Here is a 17839-nt window from a genome sequence, read left to right as displayed (position 1 = left end):
CATTCCTGTAGGCGCGAACCCGAAGGTGACCCGATGCCCAGCATCCGCGAACGCACGACCAAGCGCGGCCCCTCGTATTTCCAAGTCCTGTTCCGGCACAACAAACGTCAGTGCTCCGAACGCTTCGACACTCTCGACGAGGCCGAGCGCTGGCAGGCGGTCCTCAATCTCTACGGTCCGGCCGAAGCGCTGAACTTCCTCTACGCCGAAGCCGAGAAGGCCGACGACGCGGCGGCGGTGCCGACCATCCACGACGCCTTCACCGAGATCATCGACAGCATGACCGGGGTGGAGCCGGGTACCCGGCACCGCTATCGGCGGGTGCTGGTCAACGACATCGAGCCGTTCTTCGGAGCCAAGTCCCCGGTGACGGTGTTCTGCGAGACGGTGATCGGCCGGTGGATCAACCACCTTGCCGAGAACATCGGCAACGCCGCGAAAACCATTGCGAACAAACACGGTGTGCTGTTCGGCATCCTCAAGAAACTCGCCCGCCGGGGAGTGATCACGTCCAACCCGTGCGAGCAAACCGAGCTGCCGCGCGTGGTGCGCGCGGAGATGGACCACCTCGAACCCGAGGAGTTCGCCGCACTACTGCGCGCGCTACCCGAGCGGTGGCGACTACTCGTGGAGTTCCTGGTGGCCTCGGGCGCGCGCTGGGGCGAGGTGACCGCCCTGCGCGTGCGCGACATCAACCGCGCGGCACTGACCGCGCGAATTCACAAGGCGTGGAAGTACACCGGCGGCAAACGCCGTCTGGGCGCGCCGAAGACCCGCAAGTCCACCCGCACGATCAATCTGCCCGGCGGTCTGGTCGCCAAGCTCCCGCTCGACGGGCGCGACCTCGACGAGTGGCTGTTCTGCACCATCGACGGTGAGCCGTTGAGCATCTCGCACTTCTACAAGGACGTGTGGGTACCCACCCGCGACGCGCTCTCCCTCGCGGCGAACGACCCGCTGGGTGGCAAGCGGCCTCGCATCCATGACATGCGCCACACCTGCGCGGCGTGGATGCTCTCGGCCGGAGTGCCGATCCACGTGGTGCAGGCCCATCTCGGGCACGAGTCGATCAAGACCACCGTGGACACCTACGGTCACCTCGACCGCCGGGCCGCCGCCGACGCGGCGGCGGTGATCGGCGCGAAACTCGCACCGCAACCCAACCAGCCCGCACCGCTGCCGCCCGAGCTCACACCGCTGCCGCCCACCCTGGCGAAGGTGATCTCGCTGCCCGCTCCGGTCTATGACACCCCGGCGTTCGCGAAGGCGGCGTGATTCACCATGGAGCACAACGACATCGGCGGCGGCACCGGTGCCGCCCGCCGCTCGCGGATGCGGCCACCGACGCCGCTGCAGCGCGCGCAGTACGCCGCGATCATCGAGCGGATGCCCGCGCACCAATGGCGGCTGTTGACCGACTATCTGGCCTTCTCCGGCGAGCGCCTGGCCGAGGCGTTCGCCCATGCCGATACCGACATCGACCCCGGCACCGGCGCGTGTGAAGTCCGCCGTTATTGGCGGCGTCGGGGCAATCGGTGGGAGCTGGTGGATTCACCCGCGCCGCGCCGGATCTATCTGCCCGAGGCGTTGGTGGCGCGGCTGGAGTTGGGCGGGACGGGTGAGGAGTTGTTCCGCATCGGCGGGGCGAGCGGGCCGGGGCTGCTCACACGCTACGTGCGCCGGGTCTGGACTCCGGCGGTCGCGGCGGTCTCCGACGAGATGCTCGGCGGGGCGCGTCCCGGCGTGGACGTGCTGCGGGTGACGTGTGCCCAGTGGATGGCCGAAGCGGGCGTGCCCTGGCCGCTGATCGCGGCACACCTGGGCTTCCCCGACAACGGAAAGTTCCTCCGGGCACATCCGGAGGTGCTGGCCACGGCCGTCGGGGAACAATAGGCACCGGCCGCAGGCAATCCAGCGGGGCGACTCGGCAAGATCCGGGTCGCCCCGCTGCCGTGGCCGACACCGTTGCCCCACCCCGATCGATCAGGAGATGGACGAGAATGATGATCATGACCGAGGAGCGGGTGCAGGTGCGGTGCATCTTGGTGTACGGCGAGGGCGCCGACGCGGTGGCGCAGCTGGCGACGCCGTGGCATGAAGGCCGTGCGCCGTTGCTGGTGGCGGCGTCGGTGATCGCCGAGCAGGCGGGTCTGCCCGCGGGCGAGCTGCCCGGCCGGCACTTCTGGGCCACCGGCGACGCGGCGGGACTCGACGGGTTCGAGTTGGTGGACGACCCACGCCAATAGCGTTGTAATCACTACTCTTCCGCTGTAATGTTGGTGCCGTTGGGCGGGGTCGGACCCGCCCGGCAGGCAAATCACCAATAACCCGGAAGGGGCTCACATGAGCGACGAACACGACGACCTGCTGGCCGCGCTCAGCGAGGTCACAGACCGCAACCACGCCCGCATCGCCAAGGTCCTGCTACTACTCGACATCCCGATCAAGATCGAGGTACCCGAGGACGCGCAGGATTCCGCAGCTATCGACGCCCTGCTCAACGCCCGCCAGCTCATACGTGAGCTGCCAACGCACCCGGTACACGAGGGCGTGCTGAATACGGTGATACTCGATTTCCTGGGCGGGCTGACCTTGACCAACACCGCCTTCGACAACCCCGGTGACGCGGAGTGGCTACTGCGCGCGGCGCTGCTGAGCATGTACCGGGTCAGCGAGCAGGTGAGCATCGCCTACGGCCTGCTCACCGGACAGATCTCGACCGAGGAGCTCGACGGCTTGCAGGACTGAACAACAGCGGATGCCCGGCGCGCTGCGCGCCGGGCATCCGCCCGTTGACGGTTTGGCGGCCAGCGGGGCGAGGCGAACCTCTGAGTCGGAACCCCGCTGGCCAGACAAATCGACCAACCCAGAAAGGGGGTCAACACACGATGGTAAGCCCAGACGGTCCCGCCGCGCCACGGTGGATCGCGCCCGAAATCGCCCAGCGCTACGGTCGCGCCCTGGCCACGGTGCAGAAGGTGTGGATGGTCAAGCCCGGCTGGCCCGCGCCGGTCGGGCGACGCGGTCACTGGAACGAGTACCTCGCCAGCGACGTCGAAGCCGCGATCGGCCCACCACCGGCCCCCGCCCAGACACCCGGCGACCCGGACGAGCTGCTGACCATCGCCCAGATCGCCGCCTACACCGGCAAGGCCCGAGGCACGATCGCCGCCTACGTCTCACGGGGCCAGTACCCCGCCCCGGACGAGGACGAGAACGGGGTCAAGCGCTGGCGTCGCGCCACCGTCGACGCCGACCTCGCCGCACGCCGGAAGTATCTACGGCCGAAGTCATGAAAACCTGTTCAGGACAACATATTTCACCTTGGGCATCGTTGTAGTTACTACTCTTCCACCGACGCAACGCAGCCGGATCTGGTGCAGACTCCGGCCGACGATCTACGCCCCGGCGACACCATCGTGGCCGTCACCCCGAACCCCGGCACGAATGACCTGTCCTTCACTGTGCGCCGGATCGGCATGCCCGAGCCCTCGGCCGACACCTGAGCACCTCTTGCCCTGGGCGGATCGCCGATTCGCCCAGGGCGATGTGTGTTGTGAAAACTGTTGCGGTAGAAGAGTTTTCATCGTCTATGTTGTTGTAAGCACTACCCTGTCGTTGTAATGTGGGTGTCGTTGGGCGGGGTCGGAACTCGCCCGGCGCGACAGATCACCACACGACGAAAGGGATCGAGATGAACCTCGACCAGTACGACAACAACGCCGAGAAGATCGGCGCGCTCGCCATGCAGACCTACGACGAGATCGCCGGATTCCTGGACACGCTCCCGGAGCCGATCCCGATGCCGACGATGATGCAGGTGAGCATCGACGACGCGCTCACCGCGATGATCGAGGCCCGCCGAAAGCTCAGTAGCGAGAAGGTGTCCGAGGACGCCCGCAGCGCCGCCCTCATGGCGATCTTGACCTGGGTCAGCGGGGTGAACCTGGTGATGATCCAGCGCGCACCCGACGGCAGCGACAACTACCTGCTCGAGGCGGCGGCGTTCCAGCTGCTGGAAACCGCGCACCACGCGCAGAAAGTCCACCGGCTACTGACCGCACACTGATCACGTATTGCCCTGGGCGACAAGCACACTCGCCCAGGGCAATGTCCGTTTCGGCCCCAGGCCGCCCCTCCGCGAGATTCCCCCGCCGATCCCGGACGGCACCGCTACACGAACCCGGCGACGACGCCCCCCCCCCCCCCCCCCCCCCCGGTCGGCACGGGATGCCGTGCCCGTCGAGTCCACATTTCTCCTCGGCGGCAGCGACCCGCCCGATGCCGAGCGAGCCGCGCGTACGCCCAGTAAAACGAAAGATGTTGCAGCACAACAGTTTTGCTCGCCAGATCGTTGTAATAACTACTCCGCCGTTGTAATATTGGACTCGTTGGAGCGGGGTCGGACCCGCCCGACAGGACAGATCACCGACACAAGGGAGCCCACGATGGACACCATCAACTTCGACGCCACCATCACCTTCCCCGCGCCCAGCGCAGACGCCGACGCGGTGCAAGCCGCCGTGAACCTGCTGACCGAGTACTACTGGATGGTGGAGACCGAGCCCGGCGACGACCTGGTCAGCGCCATCGCCGAGAACCTGGCCAGGGAGTTCGAATGCTTCGACGATCCCGAGATCAAGCGCAACGACGACGGGAGTGTGACCATTCACCTCACCGGACAGCGCGACGCCTCGGAAGCCGGTGACGCCTTCGACTACCTGGAACAGGCCGGAGCCACGGGCACCATCACCTATGCCAGCGACGACGGCACGGTCGGGACTTGGACCTTCCCGGAGGCTTCCTAGCCGAACGGTTCGAGGTGGCGGCCCTGCGCCGCCACCTCTTCGGCGTCGTCGGCGCGTGAACGCCCCTCCGGCGCACCGCGTGCGCGCTCTTCTTCTCTGTCCCACCTGGTGAAATCGTCCGCGTCAGCGGAGATCACAGGTCGTGAAAGTCCATGTCATAGTCCTCGTCGGTGTCATCGGTGTAGTTGGCAATGCCCTCGTGCCGGGTACAAGCCCGGTCGCAACTCTGACCGATGTAGCTGTGGGCTTGGGTGAGCGCGTCGCCGAGCTCGGCGACGCAGCGGCGGGCGTCGAGGAACCGGTGCGCGGCGGTGAACGCCTGCGAGGCGTCCAGCTCGTCGTATTCGTGACTCTGTTTGGCCCATCGCGCCAGACCCCAGTACAAGCGACGCTGCTCGTAGGCCATATCGGTCAGCGCGCACGTCAGCTCGAAGCGGTGCGCCGGGTCGGGTGCGCCATGCCAGCCCGGCGTTGCGATCGCGTTGCTGAGATAGCGGTTCAGCACCGACATCAGCTCGATCGCCTGTTTGAGCTGGGCAGGCGCATACGAGGCGCCCAGGTCGTCGTCGCGGAAGAACTTCGCGGTCAGCGCCTGGACGGCGGCGGCGCAGTCGTGGTCACGGGCACTGCGGGACTGCCACAGCGCGGTATCGGAAGTCATGCACGCACAGTAGAAGTGCGGCCGTGGCGCCGGGCGGATACGCGCCGCGATTCTGCTCGATCGCGGCACTCTGTCGCGGCCGGCGAGCGAGTGCCCGGCGGTCGTTGCGCGGCCCGGCGCGGCGACGATCCCGGAACTTCGCCTCAGCGTTGAGATCAGCCGCGGACGTTCGACTTCGGCGGGCGCCCTGGCCGGGGTTCGGGCTTGCCCCACGTCTGTCCGGTGTCGGGGTTGAGACGGACAACGCTGATCGGGTGGATGGATCGACGACCAGCACGCTAATGTCGAACCACGGCCGACCGCCCGCTCCCGCACCAGGGAGGGACGGTCGGTTCTTTCGTTCATCGAGGTCCCGCCGAAGGCCGGAGTCCGGTAAGCGCCACAGCACGTATCGCCGCGAATCTACGTAATGTCCTGTAGACCAGTTGATTACGCGTCGCAACGGTCGACTTTCTCGCCCGGCAGAGGAGTTCATGGTGTGGACGAAACAACCACAACGAGAAGGACGAGGCGATGGCCAACAACCTCTACATCGTGCAGGAGTACGACAACAACGGGATGCCCTTCGACGAGACCCTCTCCGACACCGAGTATTCGATGACGCGGATTTCGGCGGCCGACGCCGAGCCCGCGGCCGTCGCCGCCTGGGAGGCCGCCGCTGCGCGCGGTGGGTTCTGGAAGCTGCACAAGGCCGGGTAGCCCGAGAAGCCGCGATGCCGCCCGGTACGCCGGGCGGCATCGCTCGTCGGGGGTCAGCCCCATTCACCGGCCAGCGCCAGCGCGGCGGTCTCGGCGGTGTCGAAGAACGGGCCGCGCGTGCGGCCAGTGCTGTCGCTGACCTTGCGCCAGCCGGTGGGTACGCGGGCGACGTGCCCGCACGGCCAATCGTTGACCCGGACCTCACACCGCAGGGGCCCATCGGAGTCGGCCTCGACAACGGTGAGCACGACCCGGATCTCGCTTCGCCCGCTCATTCCCGTAGCCCCTTGTCCTGCAAAGCCTCCAGATATCTCACCAGGGCGGAGGCGGCAGCAATGCTGGGTTCGGCTTGTCCGGTGTGTGGCCAATCATCGCGATGGAGAGCGAGGTCATCGAGGAGCTTGTGCGCTTCGCTGACGAGGGTTTTCGGGTCGATTGCGGTGACGCCGCAGACCCATCGATACAGCTCGCGGCAGTAGAACTGGCCGACCCATCCGGCGGCGACGACTTTTGCTTCATCCTCGGTGAGCACGAGGCCCGCCCCCTCGTGACTATAGGCGCGGCGGGCGACGTAGCCGTAGGTCGGCCTAGCCATCCTGACCTGCCCCTGCGTGCAGGAACTCGGCCAATGCGGCGACGGCCAGGGCGGCGGTGTGCGGGTCGCCTGCCGGATCCCAGGTGTGCCATCGCGTCGCGATAGCCGGATGCTGGACTTCGGCCAACAGTCGCTCGGCTTCGGCGGCCAGCTGGCTCCGGGCGATCTGCTCGGCGTGTGGTCCGCCGTCGCACCAGTGGGCGAGGCTGAAGAATTCCTCGCCGTTCCAGGGCGTGCCGCCGTAGTAGTCGGTGAACCATCGCCATGCGATGGTCCGGGCCTCGGCGTGGGTGATCCGCGCGCCGGGGTCGGCGGCGAGCCGGGCGACGACCTCTCCATAGGTCTGATATCGGATATCGGTGTCGGGCATGGGTTTTGCGCCCCTTTCGATGTGGGTTCCAACGGCCAGCCAGGTGCACCGGCCGGTCGGCCGGTGCCCGAGGCTGGGCGTTGGATCCGCTACGCGTCGGCGGCGAGGGTGTAGCGCTTGGGCGCGTCGCAGGTCCGGATGGCGATCCCGTCGGCGACCAGCTTTTCCAGGGCGTTGTGGATGGCCCCGGCGGAGCGCTCCAGGTCCTTGGCGATATCGCCAGGGGTGAATTCCCTACCCTGGCAATCGGTCAGGAGTTCCTTGACCATCCCCCGCAGCACCCCCTTGCCCAGTCGCTTCGGCTTGACCGACACCTCGGCGTCCGAAGCCTCGGCGGCGTCGGTCTCGGCCGGTTCGGCGCTCTCGGTGGCGGGCTCGCCGCTGTCGGCGATGACCTCGTCGAGGTCTGTGGCTTCGTCGAGATCCGTTGTGGGGAAGTCGATTCCGGCGTCCGGAGTGTGGGCCTCGTCCTCGCCCGCTGTCGCGTCGTCATCGCCGGTGGTAGGCGTGGCCGGGTCTTGCGCCGTTGCGGCGGTGTCGGCCGATTCAGCGGGCACTTCGGCGGTCTCGTCGGCAGGGGTCTCGCTCTCGCCGTCGGCGTCGCCGGAGTCGGTGTTGGGCCACCAGCGGTCGGCGGGGCGGCGGGCGCTGCCGTCGGATTCGCCTTCGGTGCGGTACGCGCCGGTGGTGCGCTCCAGGGCGACCAGGAGCTTGCGGGCGGTGGAGCCGCCGATTCCGGCGCGCTCGGCGAGTTCGGCGGAGGTGGCACCAGGTGCTTCGTGCAGCGCGGCCCAGAGCTTGTCGGCGGTGGTGGGTTCGGTGGTCGTTGTGGTGTCGGACATGACAGCTCCTCGAAAGGTGTTGGTGGGTGGTCATGCCCCGGTCGGGGCGGTAGCCCCCGGTGTGCTGCCGGTGTGTTCGGGCTACGACACCATGAACGCTCTCGCGGCCACCGAAGTCAAGCCGGTTGTTGATGAAACATGTTGTGTAACAACCGATTTAGATCAACACGGCGCTTGACTCGCTGGGGGATGCAGAGCGTTCATGGTGTCGCAGCAATCAACCAGCACGAAAGGATTCGCGATGACCAGCGACACCAACCCGACCGCACTGCCCGACTTCTTGACCGGCATGGCTCTGGCCGACTTCGCCGAGCGCCTGGCTGAGCATTGGGGGCCCGGCTGGACGCTGTATCCGTACATGAACGGCGCGTGCGAGGCGTATCTCGACGGTCCGCAGCGCCAGAAGATTCGGGTCTCCCCCGTCGGCAAGCACCGAGTGGAGGTGGTCGGGCTCACCTACGACCTGCCGGACCTCTTCTACGACGAGAACGCCGAGAACTGGCACGAACGCATCAAGGTCAGCACCAAGCGACCCATCGACAAGATCGCCGCCAAGGTCCGCACCGAGTTCCTCGAAGGCGGGAACGGATATCTGGCCCACCACAAGTGCTTGCGTGACCTGCGTGACCGCTTGCGCGCCGAGGAGAAGTGGCCCGGTGTCGACCCTGAGACCTTCCCCAGCCCCCGCTACGGAACCCGCGTCCGCTAACCGGGAATCGGCACGGCGGGTAGAAATGGCTCCTCTACCCGCCGACCTCGTTTGACCAGGTCGTGAACTCGGTCCGGTTCGAGTGTGTTAGGCATGGCGGATGGATCATGCGGCTGCGTGGCTGGTGGCGGTGCTGCAGGTTATCGAGGACGAGGTCGAGGAGCTCGCCGACGCCGGGCAGGGCAGCATGACCAAACCCATCACGGCGCTCGATGTTTTTCGCGTGGTACGCCGCTTGGTCGATCCACCACCGAACGTGAATGAGGTCGCCGCCGTGCTCGACTTTTTGGCGTCACCACTGTTGGGCGGCCTGACCAAGGCCGAGGACGGCTACCTGCCCGGCGTGGATGCCAGTGCGGTCGCGCAGCGACTGCTCGACCTGGCTGAGCCGCTCGTCGAAGTCCACGAGCAGACGGCCGAGTCCAACGCTTACTTCAAGCGCTATTCAGCCGATGAAGACGATGACCGCTATTGAGGCTCCACCCGCGCGGAGTCTGGCCCGGTCGTCCGCGCCGGACGACCGGGCCGTACCGATTCACCAGCTCACAATTGGTGCTCGGATTCGTCACCGCCAAAGGTGGCGCCGCGAAGCTCTGCGAATACTTGCTGGCGCGCGAAGGCGACGATCGCGTTGTAGATCACGATCACCGTGACCGTGTAGGTCAGCGTCGCGATGCTCTTGTACAAAAGGCCCATGATGTTCTCCTTGCGATCCTATCGGGAAGCTTTGTTGGGCAGAGGAATTCGGATCCGCTGCCGGAGATCAGGTATCTGCTTGTCGGCTGAGTGGGGGTGGCGCGCGAGCTTGCACTGTCGGTGAACGGCCAGGACTACCGCTAGGTCGGTTCGCTGAGGCTAGGTCGGTGTTCGGACAGCCGCATTGCCACCCGGAGCCGGGCTGACATCACAGCGCCCCAGCTCTGGTCGGTCATCTCCTCGCTGGCAGCTGGCACCGAGCCGTACTCGGCTTTGAGTGTCGCTTCGGCCCTTCGCAGCGGCAGGCACTGGCGCGAGCAGTCGTGGTGGAGGCTCATCGCAGTGATGGCGTCGTCGCGAGTGAGTTCACCGGGATCGCCCAGGCAGTCACCGAAACTCGTTGTGGCACCGATCTGGTCGAGGCTCGCCGGGTTCATGACAACGCCTTCTCGGCCGCGACACTGTCGTCGACGATGCGCCACCGGCCCCACGCACACGGACGGTTGTCCCACGTCCGGTGCGCCTGAATTACGTTGTCGGCCACCGACACCGACCCGCACCACACGGCAGGGCAGGCGACCCGGATCAGCTGGTGCTCGGCGTCGAATTCGGCTCTGCCGCAATCAGCGTGCAGCCTGACGTATCCTTCTCGGCCTACCGCGACACCGATCGGAATCGTGTCACGTCGCATGTCGGCGGCTGCCGGAGTGCGGCGAGAGTTGGTCCGCGGGTGGGCATGTAGCCATGATCGCCACCTCACCGGTATGCCCCCGCTAGGAGGGTTTCGTGGAACCAATCGATAAAGCCCGGGTAGTCGACCGCGCACGATACCTCCATCACGCGACCGTCGAGGTCTCGGCAGATCCGGGCGTCTTTCTCGATCCGGATCCACTCACCGCGCATGGTCACGAACGGAAGCTGCAGGGGCAGGGTGAGTGTGAGCGGGTCGTGCATCCAACTTCCGCCGCGCCGCGCGAACCACAGCTCGAAGTTGGTCGCCAGCAACTGTGCCGCCGGGTTGGGCGAGGACCGCAGGCTGCGTATCACCGCCCAGTCCGGGGTGATTCGGATTTCTCGCACGTTGGTGAAATCCGACAGCATCAGCCGTGGCTTGTGAGCGATCCGCAACCCCAACCCGGCGGCGACAGTGTCGATGCGCAGGTTATGGCTGGCCACCCGCTTGTCCCGATAGCGATCGAGCCAACCGCCCATTTGATAGAGCACGAACCGCTCGGCCAGCTCCGGTGCAGCGGTCACGACAGCGGTGTAGTTGGTCATCGGCCCCATACCGACCCAGTCGATCGGACCGGTCGTCATGGCACAGACCCGAGCTACCGCATCGACCAGATCGTCGGGCTGTGGCTCCAGGCCATCGAGGTAGTCGTCCATCAGGAACCGCTGCTCGCCACCGAGATCGAGGCCGGCGATCACCGGCACATCGGTACGACCCAGCTGATCGAGTGCGTATCGGGCCAGGCGAGCGCGCCGACCACGGGTCTCATCAGCGGTGATCACAACGAGATTCGGTACCGTCTCGGCGGCAATGAGCAACGCCGCAAGGTCGTCGGGGTCATAGAACAGGTCGGTATCCAGGATCATCAGCCTGTCCAGCCAGCCGGACATCGTGCGGGTGAACGCCGCTTTCAACGGCTGACCGTTCAGCGGTGGCGGGTCGTCGAACATCTTCGATGCACTCCTTCATGGTGATGTTGGGATTCGGAGGGAAGCTCGGTGCCCAAGCTGCACAAGGCCAGGCGCACACAGCCGCCGCCATCGCAGCTATCGATGCCGTTCCGGCGGGTCTGATCAACGGCACTCACCGCCCACAGGAAGCCGCCGTGCCCTATTGCCCACCTCGGTGCACAGGTCGGTGTAACCGTCGGCGAGCTCGGCGACCCGATACCAGGCCGCATGGACCTTGACGTCGGCGGGATCGAGAGTCATCAGCAGGTGATAGGCGCCCACGACAGCGCACGCGAACCGGTCAATCACTTGGCCCAAGGTCTCGGTGTGCAGGGTCGCACTCGGGTGCGGGACCGGCAGCCGCTCCGAGACCCACAAGTCGATCTCGTAAATCAGTTCCGCACGCTCACAGCAGCTTTCGGCACACACGGGCTTACCGAGCAGCTTTCGCCAGTGCAGCCGCCCCAGTTCGTTGGCGAGCTCGCATAGCCGGTGGGTGCCGTCGAACTGCCCTCGGATCGCCAGAAACAGCTCGTCATCAGAAGGCAGCGACACCCCGATCACCGCCGGGTTGTCCGCACCGACGCCGGGTCACGCACCGCAATCGCTCTGTTGTGCAACGGATCCGGTGCCGCCTCGGCATGGTCGATCACGACCAGCGCCGAGTGCAACATCTCGGTACGGGCAGGAAGCAGTGCGCCGCGACGCGGTGGCGAGTGCCATGTCCACCCGAGTCCGGCATCGGTCATCGGTAGCCACACGGGCGACCGTGGCGGCAGGATCGCCCCGTTGTAGCGGGTCAACGCAGGCACCGCCCGGTTACGCAGATGCCCACGCCGCCTGCCGACGAGGAAGACCCAGAAACCGCCCCGTTGACCGTGACGGATGATCGGGATCGAAACGTCCTCGCGGAAACTGTTTTTCACCTGTCGGCCGAGCCATGGTGGCATCAAGATCGCGCCCACCGTGTCGTCGGTCAGCACGAATGCCCGCTGATAGGACAGCTCCGCCGCCAGCCCGTACCGGTTGCGGTAGAACTGCGCCACGTCCTTCGGCGTGTGACAGCCTTCGAACATCACCGCACCACCCTCAAATGAGGCGCGCCCTGATCACCTGGGTCTTCCAGCGGTGCAGGCGACTCGATCGGCTCCCACACGCACTCAGCGGCGTCACGCCGCCCCTCCGCCGCTCCGGTCATAAAGCCCTGAATCCGCTTGCCACGCACCTGGACCCGCTTGCCATGCAGCAACACCCAGTCGTGCGTCATCGAACGGCTCGCATCTCACGGCGAGCACTCGGTCGGACAGGCACAACGAGTTGACGGTCTTGCCATATGCACGGCTCTGTCGCCATGCCAACCACTTCCAGCGTCGTCAGGCCAAGGATCTGCGCACACGCTCCCAACGCCGAAAGTTCTTCGGCTGCCCTCAAGGCAAGAACAGCTTGATCCGCGGTGAGAGTCATCCCGGGCAAGAAGCTGACCTCCCACCCGCCGCCTTCCACACACCGCGCCTGGTGGTCGATCTGGTCACTTCTCATCGAGTGGCCGACTACGTGCACCGCCATCGCTCCCCGATCCCGATCGGCGTTAACCGAAGGATTTGTCGGTCGTTTCTCGGATCGACCGCATTCGGATCTGAACGATGTCCTTGCAGGCCGCGCCCATTGGCAATCCGCCTGTGCTGGTGCAGTTCATGTTCCGATAGCGATCGGTTGTATCCAGCACAAACGATGTCGGCGGCCGTGGCTACCGATCGCGATGCCGCACATCGCCGAACGTTGGCAGGCAGGTGTAGTATTTTGCCGAATTTCGGGTTCTAGCAGCACATTCGCTTCCACTTGCACGAAGTTTCAGTACGATTCAAGGAATGGGTGGGCTGAATTCCAACGCGGAACTGCGACGGCTGCTGGAGGAAATCGGGTGGTCGCCGTACGAATTGGCGCGAGCGGTAAATCGACTCGTCAGTCCAGATCGCCGCATTCATGCCAAGACTCCCTTTGCGTGGCGTGACCGTGGGACCGTGCCACGGGATCCGTTGCCTGCCGTGGTCGCAGGGATCCTCACTGAAGCGCGTGGCGAGATAGTCACGGTCGACCAGCTGTGGCCTGGACAGGCCCACAAGACCGAGGTATGGCTGCCCGCTGTAGCCCAGATTGCCCCGGATAGGTGGCTACCGCACGACACCCTGGCACTGCTGAAGGAGTTCCGGGCATCTGGGAAAGCAAAGACCCACTTCGCAGTCTCCGGTAACGAGCTCACCTCACTCGCCGAGTCCTGGGCCTTCGGCAACCACGCGTTGATGTCGAACCGTATGACTGCTGGACAAGGGCGGATCACCCCCGACTACATCGACTACCTCGAAAAGGACCTAGCCGAACTGCGGCGTCTCGACGACGGGCACGGTGGTGAGCTCGTCTTGCGCGCGGTCGTCAACCGGCTCGCAGAGGCGATCGACCTTCTCAGTGATTCGTCGTATCCAGCGGATCTAGGACGTCGTCTGCTCTCACTGGCTGGTCAGATGGCCCAGTTGGCAGGATGGCTCGGATTCGACCTGGGACGACACGGATTTGCCCAGCGCATGTACCTTCTCGGGCTTCGCGCCGCAGTAGCGGCAGGCGACAAACAACTTGGCGCCCTCGTGCTCAGTTGTATCGCGTTCCAGCAGACATGGCGCAACCGACCTCACGACGCAGTCTCCATCATGGGCACAGTTCAACAGGGGCTCCGCTCAGCCACGACACCTCGTGTGCAAGCGCTAATCGCGATGCGTGAGGCGCGTGCATTCGCTACCTCTGGAATGCACTCCGAGACCTCTGCCGCGCTCGAACGCGCGCACCAAGCCCTTGCGCGCGGCCAGCATGACCACGATCCTGCCTGGGTCTATTGGATGGGCCCGACCGTCCTTACCAGCGAGGCTGGCCGCTGCTATCTTCACCTCGGAGACACCCTTCAAGCCGAGCAACAGCTCGCGGAGGGTCTCGCAAACCTGAACCAGGATGCGACGCGCGACCGAGTCCTCTACGGACTTTCCCTCGCTCTTGCCCACGCCCGAGGAACAGGCGGGCGACAGGATCTTGAGCTCGCCTGCTACGAAGCTGGGCAAGTGCTGCCGATGCTGCCGGAAGTCGGCTCGGCACGCTGCCGCAATCTCATCGACACAATCAACGCAGAACTGCGCCCGCACCGCGCCACCTCAACCGTGCGCACCTTCATCGACAAGTTCGAAACGATGAAGAAGGCAAAAATCTGCTAATTCTGGATGTATGACTTCGTCGGTAACCGCTCAGGCAGTCGTACTGCGCTTCGAGCGATACGATTCTCCGGCCGCCACCGCGATGATCGCGAAAGCGCACGCTGTCAACGCGGAACTCTACGGACACCCGGACCAGACGCCGGTCTCACCTGGAGAGTTCACCCCACAACACGGCGGGGCGTTCGTCGTGGCCTACTTCGACGGTGTACCGATCGGCTGCGGCGGATACCGACGCCACGTCGAGGACAAGACAGGCGCCACAGCAGAGATCAAACGAATGTACGTCGAACCTCGCCTGCGTCGACACGGTGTCGCCCAGCAGCTACTTGCCCGCTTGGAGGAAGACGCCCGTGCTGCCGGTTATCGGGCAGCGATCCTCGACACCGGCAGCAAGCAAACCGCTTCACACGCGCTGTATGAAAAGTGCGGTTACGAGCGAACAGCCGGGTTCTCGATTTATAGGGACAAACCGGGGAACCGCGCCTACTGGAAGGCCCTCCTACCCAAGCGATAGCTGCTCGCTCATCTCGTGTGCAGCGATGGGACACCAAGCCCGACAAGCGCTTCAGGTGGACCTTTGCCCGTCACACCGCGGCGCATAACGTCTTTCTATGCCTGTGGGTTCGGCGAACGTCCGCATCTGCTGATTGCGGGGGATTAGCCATGCCACCGCCACGGTTTCGGCATCACCAGGCGGGAGTGATCGGACGCGGCACAGAATCGGGCGAATATGACGAAGTGCCCGTAGTATCCGCCGATGTGAGGAAAGTGTTTGCCGCTGCGGCGGTGCTGTTTTCGGTTGTAGTCGCCACAACGTCGTGTTCGTCGACACAGGCTAAACCAACGCCCACTTCACCGCCTGACCGGCCTGCGTATCCAGGGTTGCTATCGGCGCAGGACCAACAGACGATTGCCTACCGCGATACCCTCCGCCCACTGGATCCATGCGGCTACCTCGACGACGCAGCGGTACATCGAATCGGGACACCGGCCTACATCGGTGCCCTGTTCGATTTCAACGCGTGTTCGGCGTCGTTCAAGTCCCCGGACGGTGATCTCCTCGGCTCGATCCAAGTCAGCATGTTCCGGGCAGTGCCGGGGAGCGGCACCCAGCCCGAGGTCGGCGAGATCGAGGTCTCGGCCGGGCCGTCCGAAGGCAGCTGCGCAGCGAATGTGCCGATCGATGACCGTGTGAGCATCATGGTGCTCGCTGCCGGCAAGTTCGATTCGTGCGCGGTGGTGCGCGATGTCGGTCGAGCGGCTGTTACGCACCGGCTCGAACGCCCGCTGCGAGCGACTTCGCAACGCGCACACATGAACTCCCGGCTCGCCACTCTCGACCCGTGCGCCGTGCTCGGCAAGATCGGGCAAGGACACCACCCCGCGCTGGTGGCGAACGACGCGTCCCGGCTGGCGCTGAGACCGCACGGCGCTGACTACGACAACAGCGCGAACCCGTGGGAATGTGCCTTCCTACTGGACCGCGGCGCCGACTCGACCTTCCAGGACATCCGATACAAGTTCGCCAATGACTCCTTGAAAGCAGACGCGGGCAGCGATCAGAAGGAACTCAGGATCGGCGGACTCCGGGCCCTCGAGAATCCCAAGCCCGAAACGTCTTCTGTTGGTTCCTGCTTGATCGAGGTCTCGACCTCGCCGCAGCCAGCCGAGCCCGGACCCGACCGCTACAACCCGATCAGCGATGCCTGGAGCTCTGAGATCATCTCGATCGAGGCCGCCAACGGTTGCGACGCCGCCCGCGCCAGCGCCGAAGAACTCATACGTCTCTACAACCAACTCCCACGGTGACCGACAGCCACCGCCTTCGGCCAGTGACCCACTCACGTGCAAGGACCTTCGTCGCCAGCCGCCACCGAGTTCGTGGGTCCGGAGTTAGCGGATGTGTTCGCGCTGGTCGATGTCATCATCTCCCGCAGCGGCGCAGGAACGATCGCAGAGATCACTGCCCTCGGCAAAGCTTCGGTCCTCATGCCGCTGGCCTCGGCCGCGGGCAACGAGCAGGCCCACAACGCACGCACTCTTGCCGGACGCGGCGCGACAGTCGCTCTACTCGACGAGATGTCCGGGCCGTCGCTGCAAGAGGCGATCGCACCCCTGCTCACAGATCCCGGCCGCCGAACCACCATCGCAGCTCAAGCTCGTCGACTCGGTCGCCGCGACGCCGCTGAACAGCTTGCACATCAGGTGCGCTCTGTCGCGGATCAGTCGATGTCGCCCTAGTCCCACCAGAATCCCCAGTTATGGCAGCCGATCAATTTTGCCGCGTAGTCGTCGAAGGTGCCGAAGTCGAAGTTGTCCGGGCAGAAGGTGAGATGTTCGGCAGCCACCTGTAACGCGTGGTCCTGGGTTGTCGGCGGCGCGGCCACCGACAGGTACAGGGTGTCGAAGCCGAGCATGACTACTCGGACGTCGAATCGGTCTTCCCATGATCGAACGATCGCGGAAAGTTCCTCGGTGTCGTTGGTGAGATTCACTGCCCCTTCCCACCCGCTCAGGGCGATCGCGTCGGCACCGCGCGTCGCTGGGACCAGCCCGATCAGGCGATCTCTCTTACGCGCCAAGTCGTGAGCCAGCTTCCGAGCGGCTACGCCTGGGTCGCCGCCACCGGTGCCTGGAGCCGCCACGCCAGGCCAGCTGCTCGGTGCGCCGAGATCGGACGCGTAGGCATCGTCAGTCATTGGCCACATGCCCCGCAGGAGCTGCTCCGCGTCGAGTGCGTCGATCTTCTCGACTGGCACGAAACCCAACTCGCCGCTATGCCAGGGACGGTTCTGCAGATTTCCGGCGGGAGGGAAGGGATCCAGGACATCGAGCAACAGCGGATACAAACCCGTGTCGGCCCGCTGGTCATAGAGTCGGCCCCAGAGCACGTCAGCTCTAGGTTGCCGTTCGTCGGACACCCACAGGACCTCGCGCTCTTCTGCTGCAGTGTTGGTCGCCTTGACCATTCTTCCTGGCGGCAACCCGTTGTCGGGCAATGCGGGGAAGGCGAAGGAATCAGTCACGATCGCTACCTATCCGCCAACGTTGCGGCTGGCACCCTCAACGAATCGCAGCAGCGGCACGTCGTAAAGGTTGGGTTCGCGGATCCTCAGCATGTTTGGTTCCGCGACTTCGATGATGAGCATTTCGGTGAGGAACTGCACCTTTGCACTGAGTAGGTGACTTGTGTACCCGGTGGCTGAGTGCTCTTTGATGCCGACGGCCACGTGGATGTGCGGTAGTACCGTGCCGGTGTCGGGGTCATAGGCGAGGGTGCCTCCGCCGAAAGCTTCAACGTTGGAAAGGTGGACCTTCGACCAAACTGGCGCCTGGGGATCGTCGAGCCGATCACAGGTACCGACGATGTCGACTTCGCTGAATCCCGCGATGAAGGAGGGGATGAACCCTTGGCGGAGGTTGTTGGCGTGACAAAATTCAGCGAGCGTCGGATAGAAGTCGTCGCCGTGGTCGAATGCGACGCCGAATGACCGGCCGAGGGTGAGTTCGTGGCTGCGCATG

The 17839-nt window shown here is 65.2% G+C and carries 29 protein-coding genes; 15 read left to right on the top strand and 14 right to left on the bottom strand.

Features of this window, described 5'->3' with window-relative positions:
- Positions 1-33 precede the first annotated feature (33 nt).
- The 8 genes from KV110_RS01845 to KV110_RS01815 all read left to right on the top strand — a co-directional run bounded on the left by KV110_RS01845 (position 34) and on the right by KV110_RS01815 (position 4808).
- Positions 34-1275 (top strand): tyrosine-type recombinase/integrase, encoded by a 1242-nt coding sequence (locus KV110_RS01845; RefSeq protein ID WP_218472809.1) that lies wholly within the window; start codon positions 34-36, stop codon positions 1273-1275.
- Between the two features lie 6 nt (positions 1276-1281).
- Positions 1282-1893, top strand: a complete 612-nt coding sequence (locus KV110_RS01840) for a site-specific integrase (protein WP_218472808.1) — start codon at positions 1282-1284, stop codon at positions 1891-1893.
- A 116-nt stretch (positions 1894-2009) separates the two neighbouring features.
- Entirely contained in the window at positions 2010-2246 is a 237-nt protein-coding gene (locus KV110_RS01835; protein WP_218472807.1) for a hypothetical protein, read from the top strand.
- A gap of 97 nt (positions 2247-2343) precedes the next feature.
- Positions 2344-2748: a hypothetical protein gene (locus KV110_RS01830; RefSeq protein WP_218472806.1), complete on the top strand. Its 405-nt coding sequence runs from the start codon at positions 2344-2346 to the stop codon at positions 2746-2748.
- Between the two features lie 140 nt (positions 2749-2888).
- Complete coding sequence (locus KV110_RS01825; RefSeq protein WP_218472805.1) at positions 2889-3296, top strand: helix-turn-helix transcriptional regulator; 408 nt, start codon at positions 2889-2891, stop codon at positions 3294-3296.
- 81 nt (positions 3297-3377) lie between these two features.
- A complete protein-coding gene (locus tag KV110_RS41755) occupies positions 3378-3506 on the top strand; it encodes a hypothetical protein (RefSeq protein WP_281427733.1) in 129 nt (42 codons plus the stop codon).
- A 188-nt stretch (positions 3507-3694) separates the two neighbouring features.
- Complete coding sequence (locus tag KV110_RS01820; protein ID WP_218472804.1) at positions 3695-4069, top strand: hypothetical protein; 375 nt, start codon at positions 3695-3697, stop codon at positions 4067-4069.
- A gap of 379 nt (positions 4070-4448) precedes the next feature.
- The gene (locus tag KV110_RS01815) at positions 4449-4808 is read left to right on the top strand and encodes a hypothetical protein (protein ID WP_218472803.1); all 360 of its coding nucleotides are present in this window, start codon (positions 4449-4451) and stop codon (positions 4806-4808) included.
- Here the strand turns inward: KV110_RS01815 and KV110_RS01810 are convergent.
- On the bottom strand, positions 4805-4945 hold the full coding sequence (locus KV110_RS01810) for a hypothetical protein (RefSeq protein WP_218472802.1): 141 nt from the start codon (positions 4943-4945) through the stop codon (positions 4805-4807). The genes KV110_RS01815 and KV110_RS01810 overlap by 4 nt on opposite strands.
- A complete protein-coding gene (locus tag KV110_RS01805) occupies positions 4942-5469 on the bottom strand; it encodes a hypothetical protein (protein WP_218472801.1) in 528 nt (175 codons plus the stop codon). The genes KV110_RS01810 and KV110_RS01805 overlap by 4 nt, the downstream gene beginning before the upstream one ends.
- A gap of 513 nt (positions 5470-5982) precedes the next feature.
- Between KV110_RS01805 and KV110_RS01800 the strand changes: the two genes are divergently transcribed.
- The gene (locus tag KV110_RS01800; RefSeq protein ID WP_218472800.1) at positions 5983-6168 is read left to right on the top strand and encodes a hypothetical protein; all 186 of its coding nucleotides are present in this window, start codon (positions 5983-5985) and stop codon (positions 6166-6168) included.
- 53 nt (positions 6169-6221) lie between these two features.
- On the opposite strand, the gene KV110_RS01795 is transcribed toward KV110_RS01800, so the two are convergent.
- The 4 genes from KV110_RS01795 to KV110_RS01780 all read right to left on the bottom strand — a co-directional run bounded on the left by KV110_RS01795 (position 6222) and on the right by KV110_RS01780 (position 7975).
- Complete coding sequence (locus KV110_RS01795) at positions 6222-6443, bottom strand: hypothetical protein (protein WP_218472799.1); 222 nt, start codon at positions 6441-6443, stop codon at positions 6222-6224.
- The gene (locus KV110_RS01790) at positions 6440-6763 is read right to left on the bottom strand and encodes a hypothetical protein (protein ID WP_218472798.1); all 324 of its coding nucleotides are present in this window, start codon (positions 6761-6763) and stop codon (positions 6440-6442) included. Before KV110_RS01790 ends, KV110_RS01795 begins: the two co-directional genes overlap by 4 nt.
- Positions 6756-7133 (bottom strand): hypothetical protein, encoded by a 378-nt coding sequence (locus KV110_RS01785; RefSeq protein WP_218472797.1) that lies wholly within the window; start codon positions 7131-7133, stop codon positions 6756-6758. The genes KV110_RS01790 and KV110_RS01785 overlap by 8 nt, the downstream gene beginning before the upstream one ends.
- An 89-nt stretch (positions 7134-7222) precedes the next feature.
- Complete coding sequence (locus KV110_RS01780) at positions 7223-7975, bottom strand: hypothetical protein (protein ID WP_218472796.1); 753 nt, start codon at positions 7973-7975, stop codon at positions 7223-7225.
- Positions 7976-8216: 241 nt separating this feature from the next.
- Here KV110_RS01780 and KV110_RS01775 point away from each other — a divergent pair, with 241 nt between their 5' ends.
- Positions 8217-8684, top strand: a complete 468-nt coding sequence (locus KV110_RS01775; RefSeq protein ID WP_218472795.1) for a hypothetical protein — start codon at positions 8217-8219, stop codon at positions 8682-8684.
- 100 nt (positions 8685-8784) lie between these two features.
- The gene (locus KV110_RS01770; RefSeq protein WP_218472794.1) at positions 8785-9159 is read left to right on the top strand and encodes a hypothetical protein; all 375 of its coding nucleotides are present in this window, start codon (positions 8785-8787) and stop codon (positions 9157-9159) included.
- A gap of 68 nt (positions 9160-9227) precedes the next feature.
- On the opposite strand, the gene KV110_RS01765 is transcribed toward KV110_RS01770, so the two are convergent.
- The 6 genes from KV110_RS01765 to KV110_RS01740 all read right to left on the bottom strand — a co-directional run bounded on the left by KV110_RS01765 (position 9228) and on the right by KV110_RS01740 (position 12139).
- Complete coding sequence (locus tag KV110_RS01765; protein ID WP_218472793.1) at positions 9228-9380, bottom strand: hypothetical protein; 153 nt, start codon at positions 9378-9380, stop codon at positions 9228-9230.
- 140 nt (positions 9381-9520) lie between these two features.
- Positions 9521-9817, bottom strand: coding sequence for a hypothetical protein (locus KV110_RS01760; RefSeq protein WP_218472792.1), 297 nt, complete (start codon positions 9815-9817; stop codon positions 9521-9523).
- Complete coding sequence (locus KV110_RS01755) at positions 9814-10071, bottom strand: hypothetical protein (protein WP_218472791.1); 258 nt, start codon at positions 10069-10071, stop codon at positions 9814-9816. Before KV110_RS01755 ends, KV110_RS01760 begins: the two co-directional genes overlap by 4 nt.
- A gap of 65 nt (positions 10072-10136) precedes the next feature.
- The gene (locus KV110_RS01750) at positions 10137-11063 is read right to left on the bottom strand and encodes a nucleoside hydrolase (RefSeq protein ID WP_218472790.1); all 927 of its coding nucleotides are present in this window, start codon (positions 11061-11063) and stop codon (positions 10137-10139) included.
- Positions 11064-11186: 123 nt separating this feature from the next.
- Positions 11187-11618, bottom strand: coding sequence for a DUF4254 domain-containing protein (locus KV110_RS01745; RefSeq protein ID WP_218472789.1), 432 nt, complete (start codon positions 11616-11618; stop codon positions 11187-11189).
- 5 nt (positions 11619-11623) lie between these two features.
- Entirely contained in the window at positions 11624-12139 is a 516-nt protein-coding gene (locus tag KV110_RS01740; RefSeq protein WP_218472788.1) for a hypothetical protein, read from the bottom strand.
- A gap of 792 nt (positions 12140-12931) precedes the next feature.
- On the opposite strand from KV110_RS01740, the gene KV110_RS01735 reads away from it, so the two are divergent.
- From KV110_RS01735 to KV110_RS01720, 4 genes are all read left to right on the top strand, one after another.
- Positions 12932-14317 (top strand): NsdA family TPR-like regulatory protein, encoded by a 1386-nt coding sequence (locus tag KV110_RS01735; RefSeq protein ID WP_218472787.1) that lies wholly within the window; start codon positions 12932-12934, stop codon positions 14315-14317.
- An 82-nt stretch (positions 14318-14399) separates the two neighbouring features.
- On the top strand, positions 14400-14831 hold the full coding sequence (locus KV110_RS01730) for a GNAT family N-acetyltransferase (protein WP_218472786.1): 432 nt from the start codon (positions 14400-14402) through the stop codon (positions 14829-14831).
- A gap of 17 nt (positions 14832-14848) precedes the next feature.
- Positions 14849-16126, top strand: coding sequence for a hypothetical protein (locus tag KV110_RS01725; protein ID WP_218472785.1), 1278 nt, complete (start codon positions 14849-14851; stop codon positions 16124-16126).
- Between the two features lie 93 nt (positions 16127-16219).
- Positions 16220-16558, top strand: coding sequence for a glycosyltransferase (locus KV110_RS01720; RefSeq protein ID WP_218472784.1), 339 nt, complete (start codon positions 16220-16222; stop codon positions 16556-16558).
- Here KV110_RS01720 and KV110_RS01715 read toward each other — a convergent pair.
- A complete protein-coding gene (locus tag KV110_RS01715) occupies positions 16555-17343 on the bottom strand; it encodes a DUF4253 domain-containing protein (protein WP_218472783.1) in 789 nt (262 codons plus the stop codon). The two genes, KV110_RS01720 and KV110_RS01715, sit on opposite strands and share 4 nt — an antisense overlap.
- Positions 17344-17352: 9 nt before the next feature.
- Positions 17353-17838, bottom strand: a complete 486-nt coding sequence (locus KV110_RS01710) for a PPC domain-containing DNA-binding protein (protein ID WP_218472782.1) — start codon at positions 17836-17838, stop codon at positions 17353-17355.
- Between the last annotated feature and the right edge of the window lies 1 nt (position 17839).

It is taken from the genome of Nocardia iowensis, assembly GCF_019222765.1.
In the GTDB taxonomy this organism is placed as follows: Bacteria; Actinomycetota; Actinomycetes; order Mycobacteriales; family Mycobacteriaceae; genus Nocardia; species Nocardia iowensis.
This window is presented reverse-complemented; position numbering and strand designations above follow the sequence as displayed.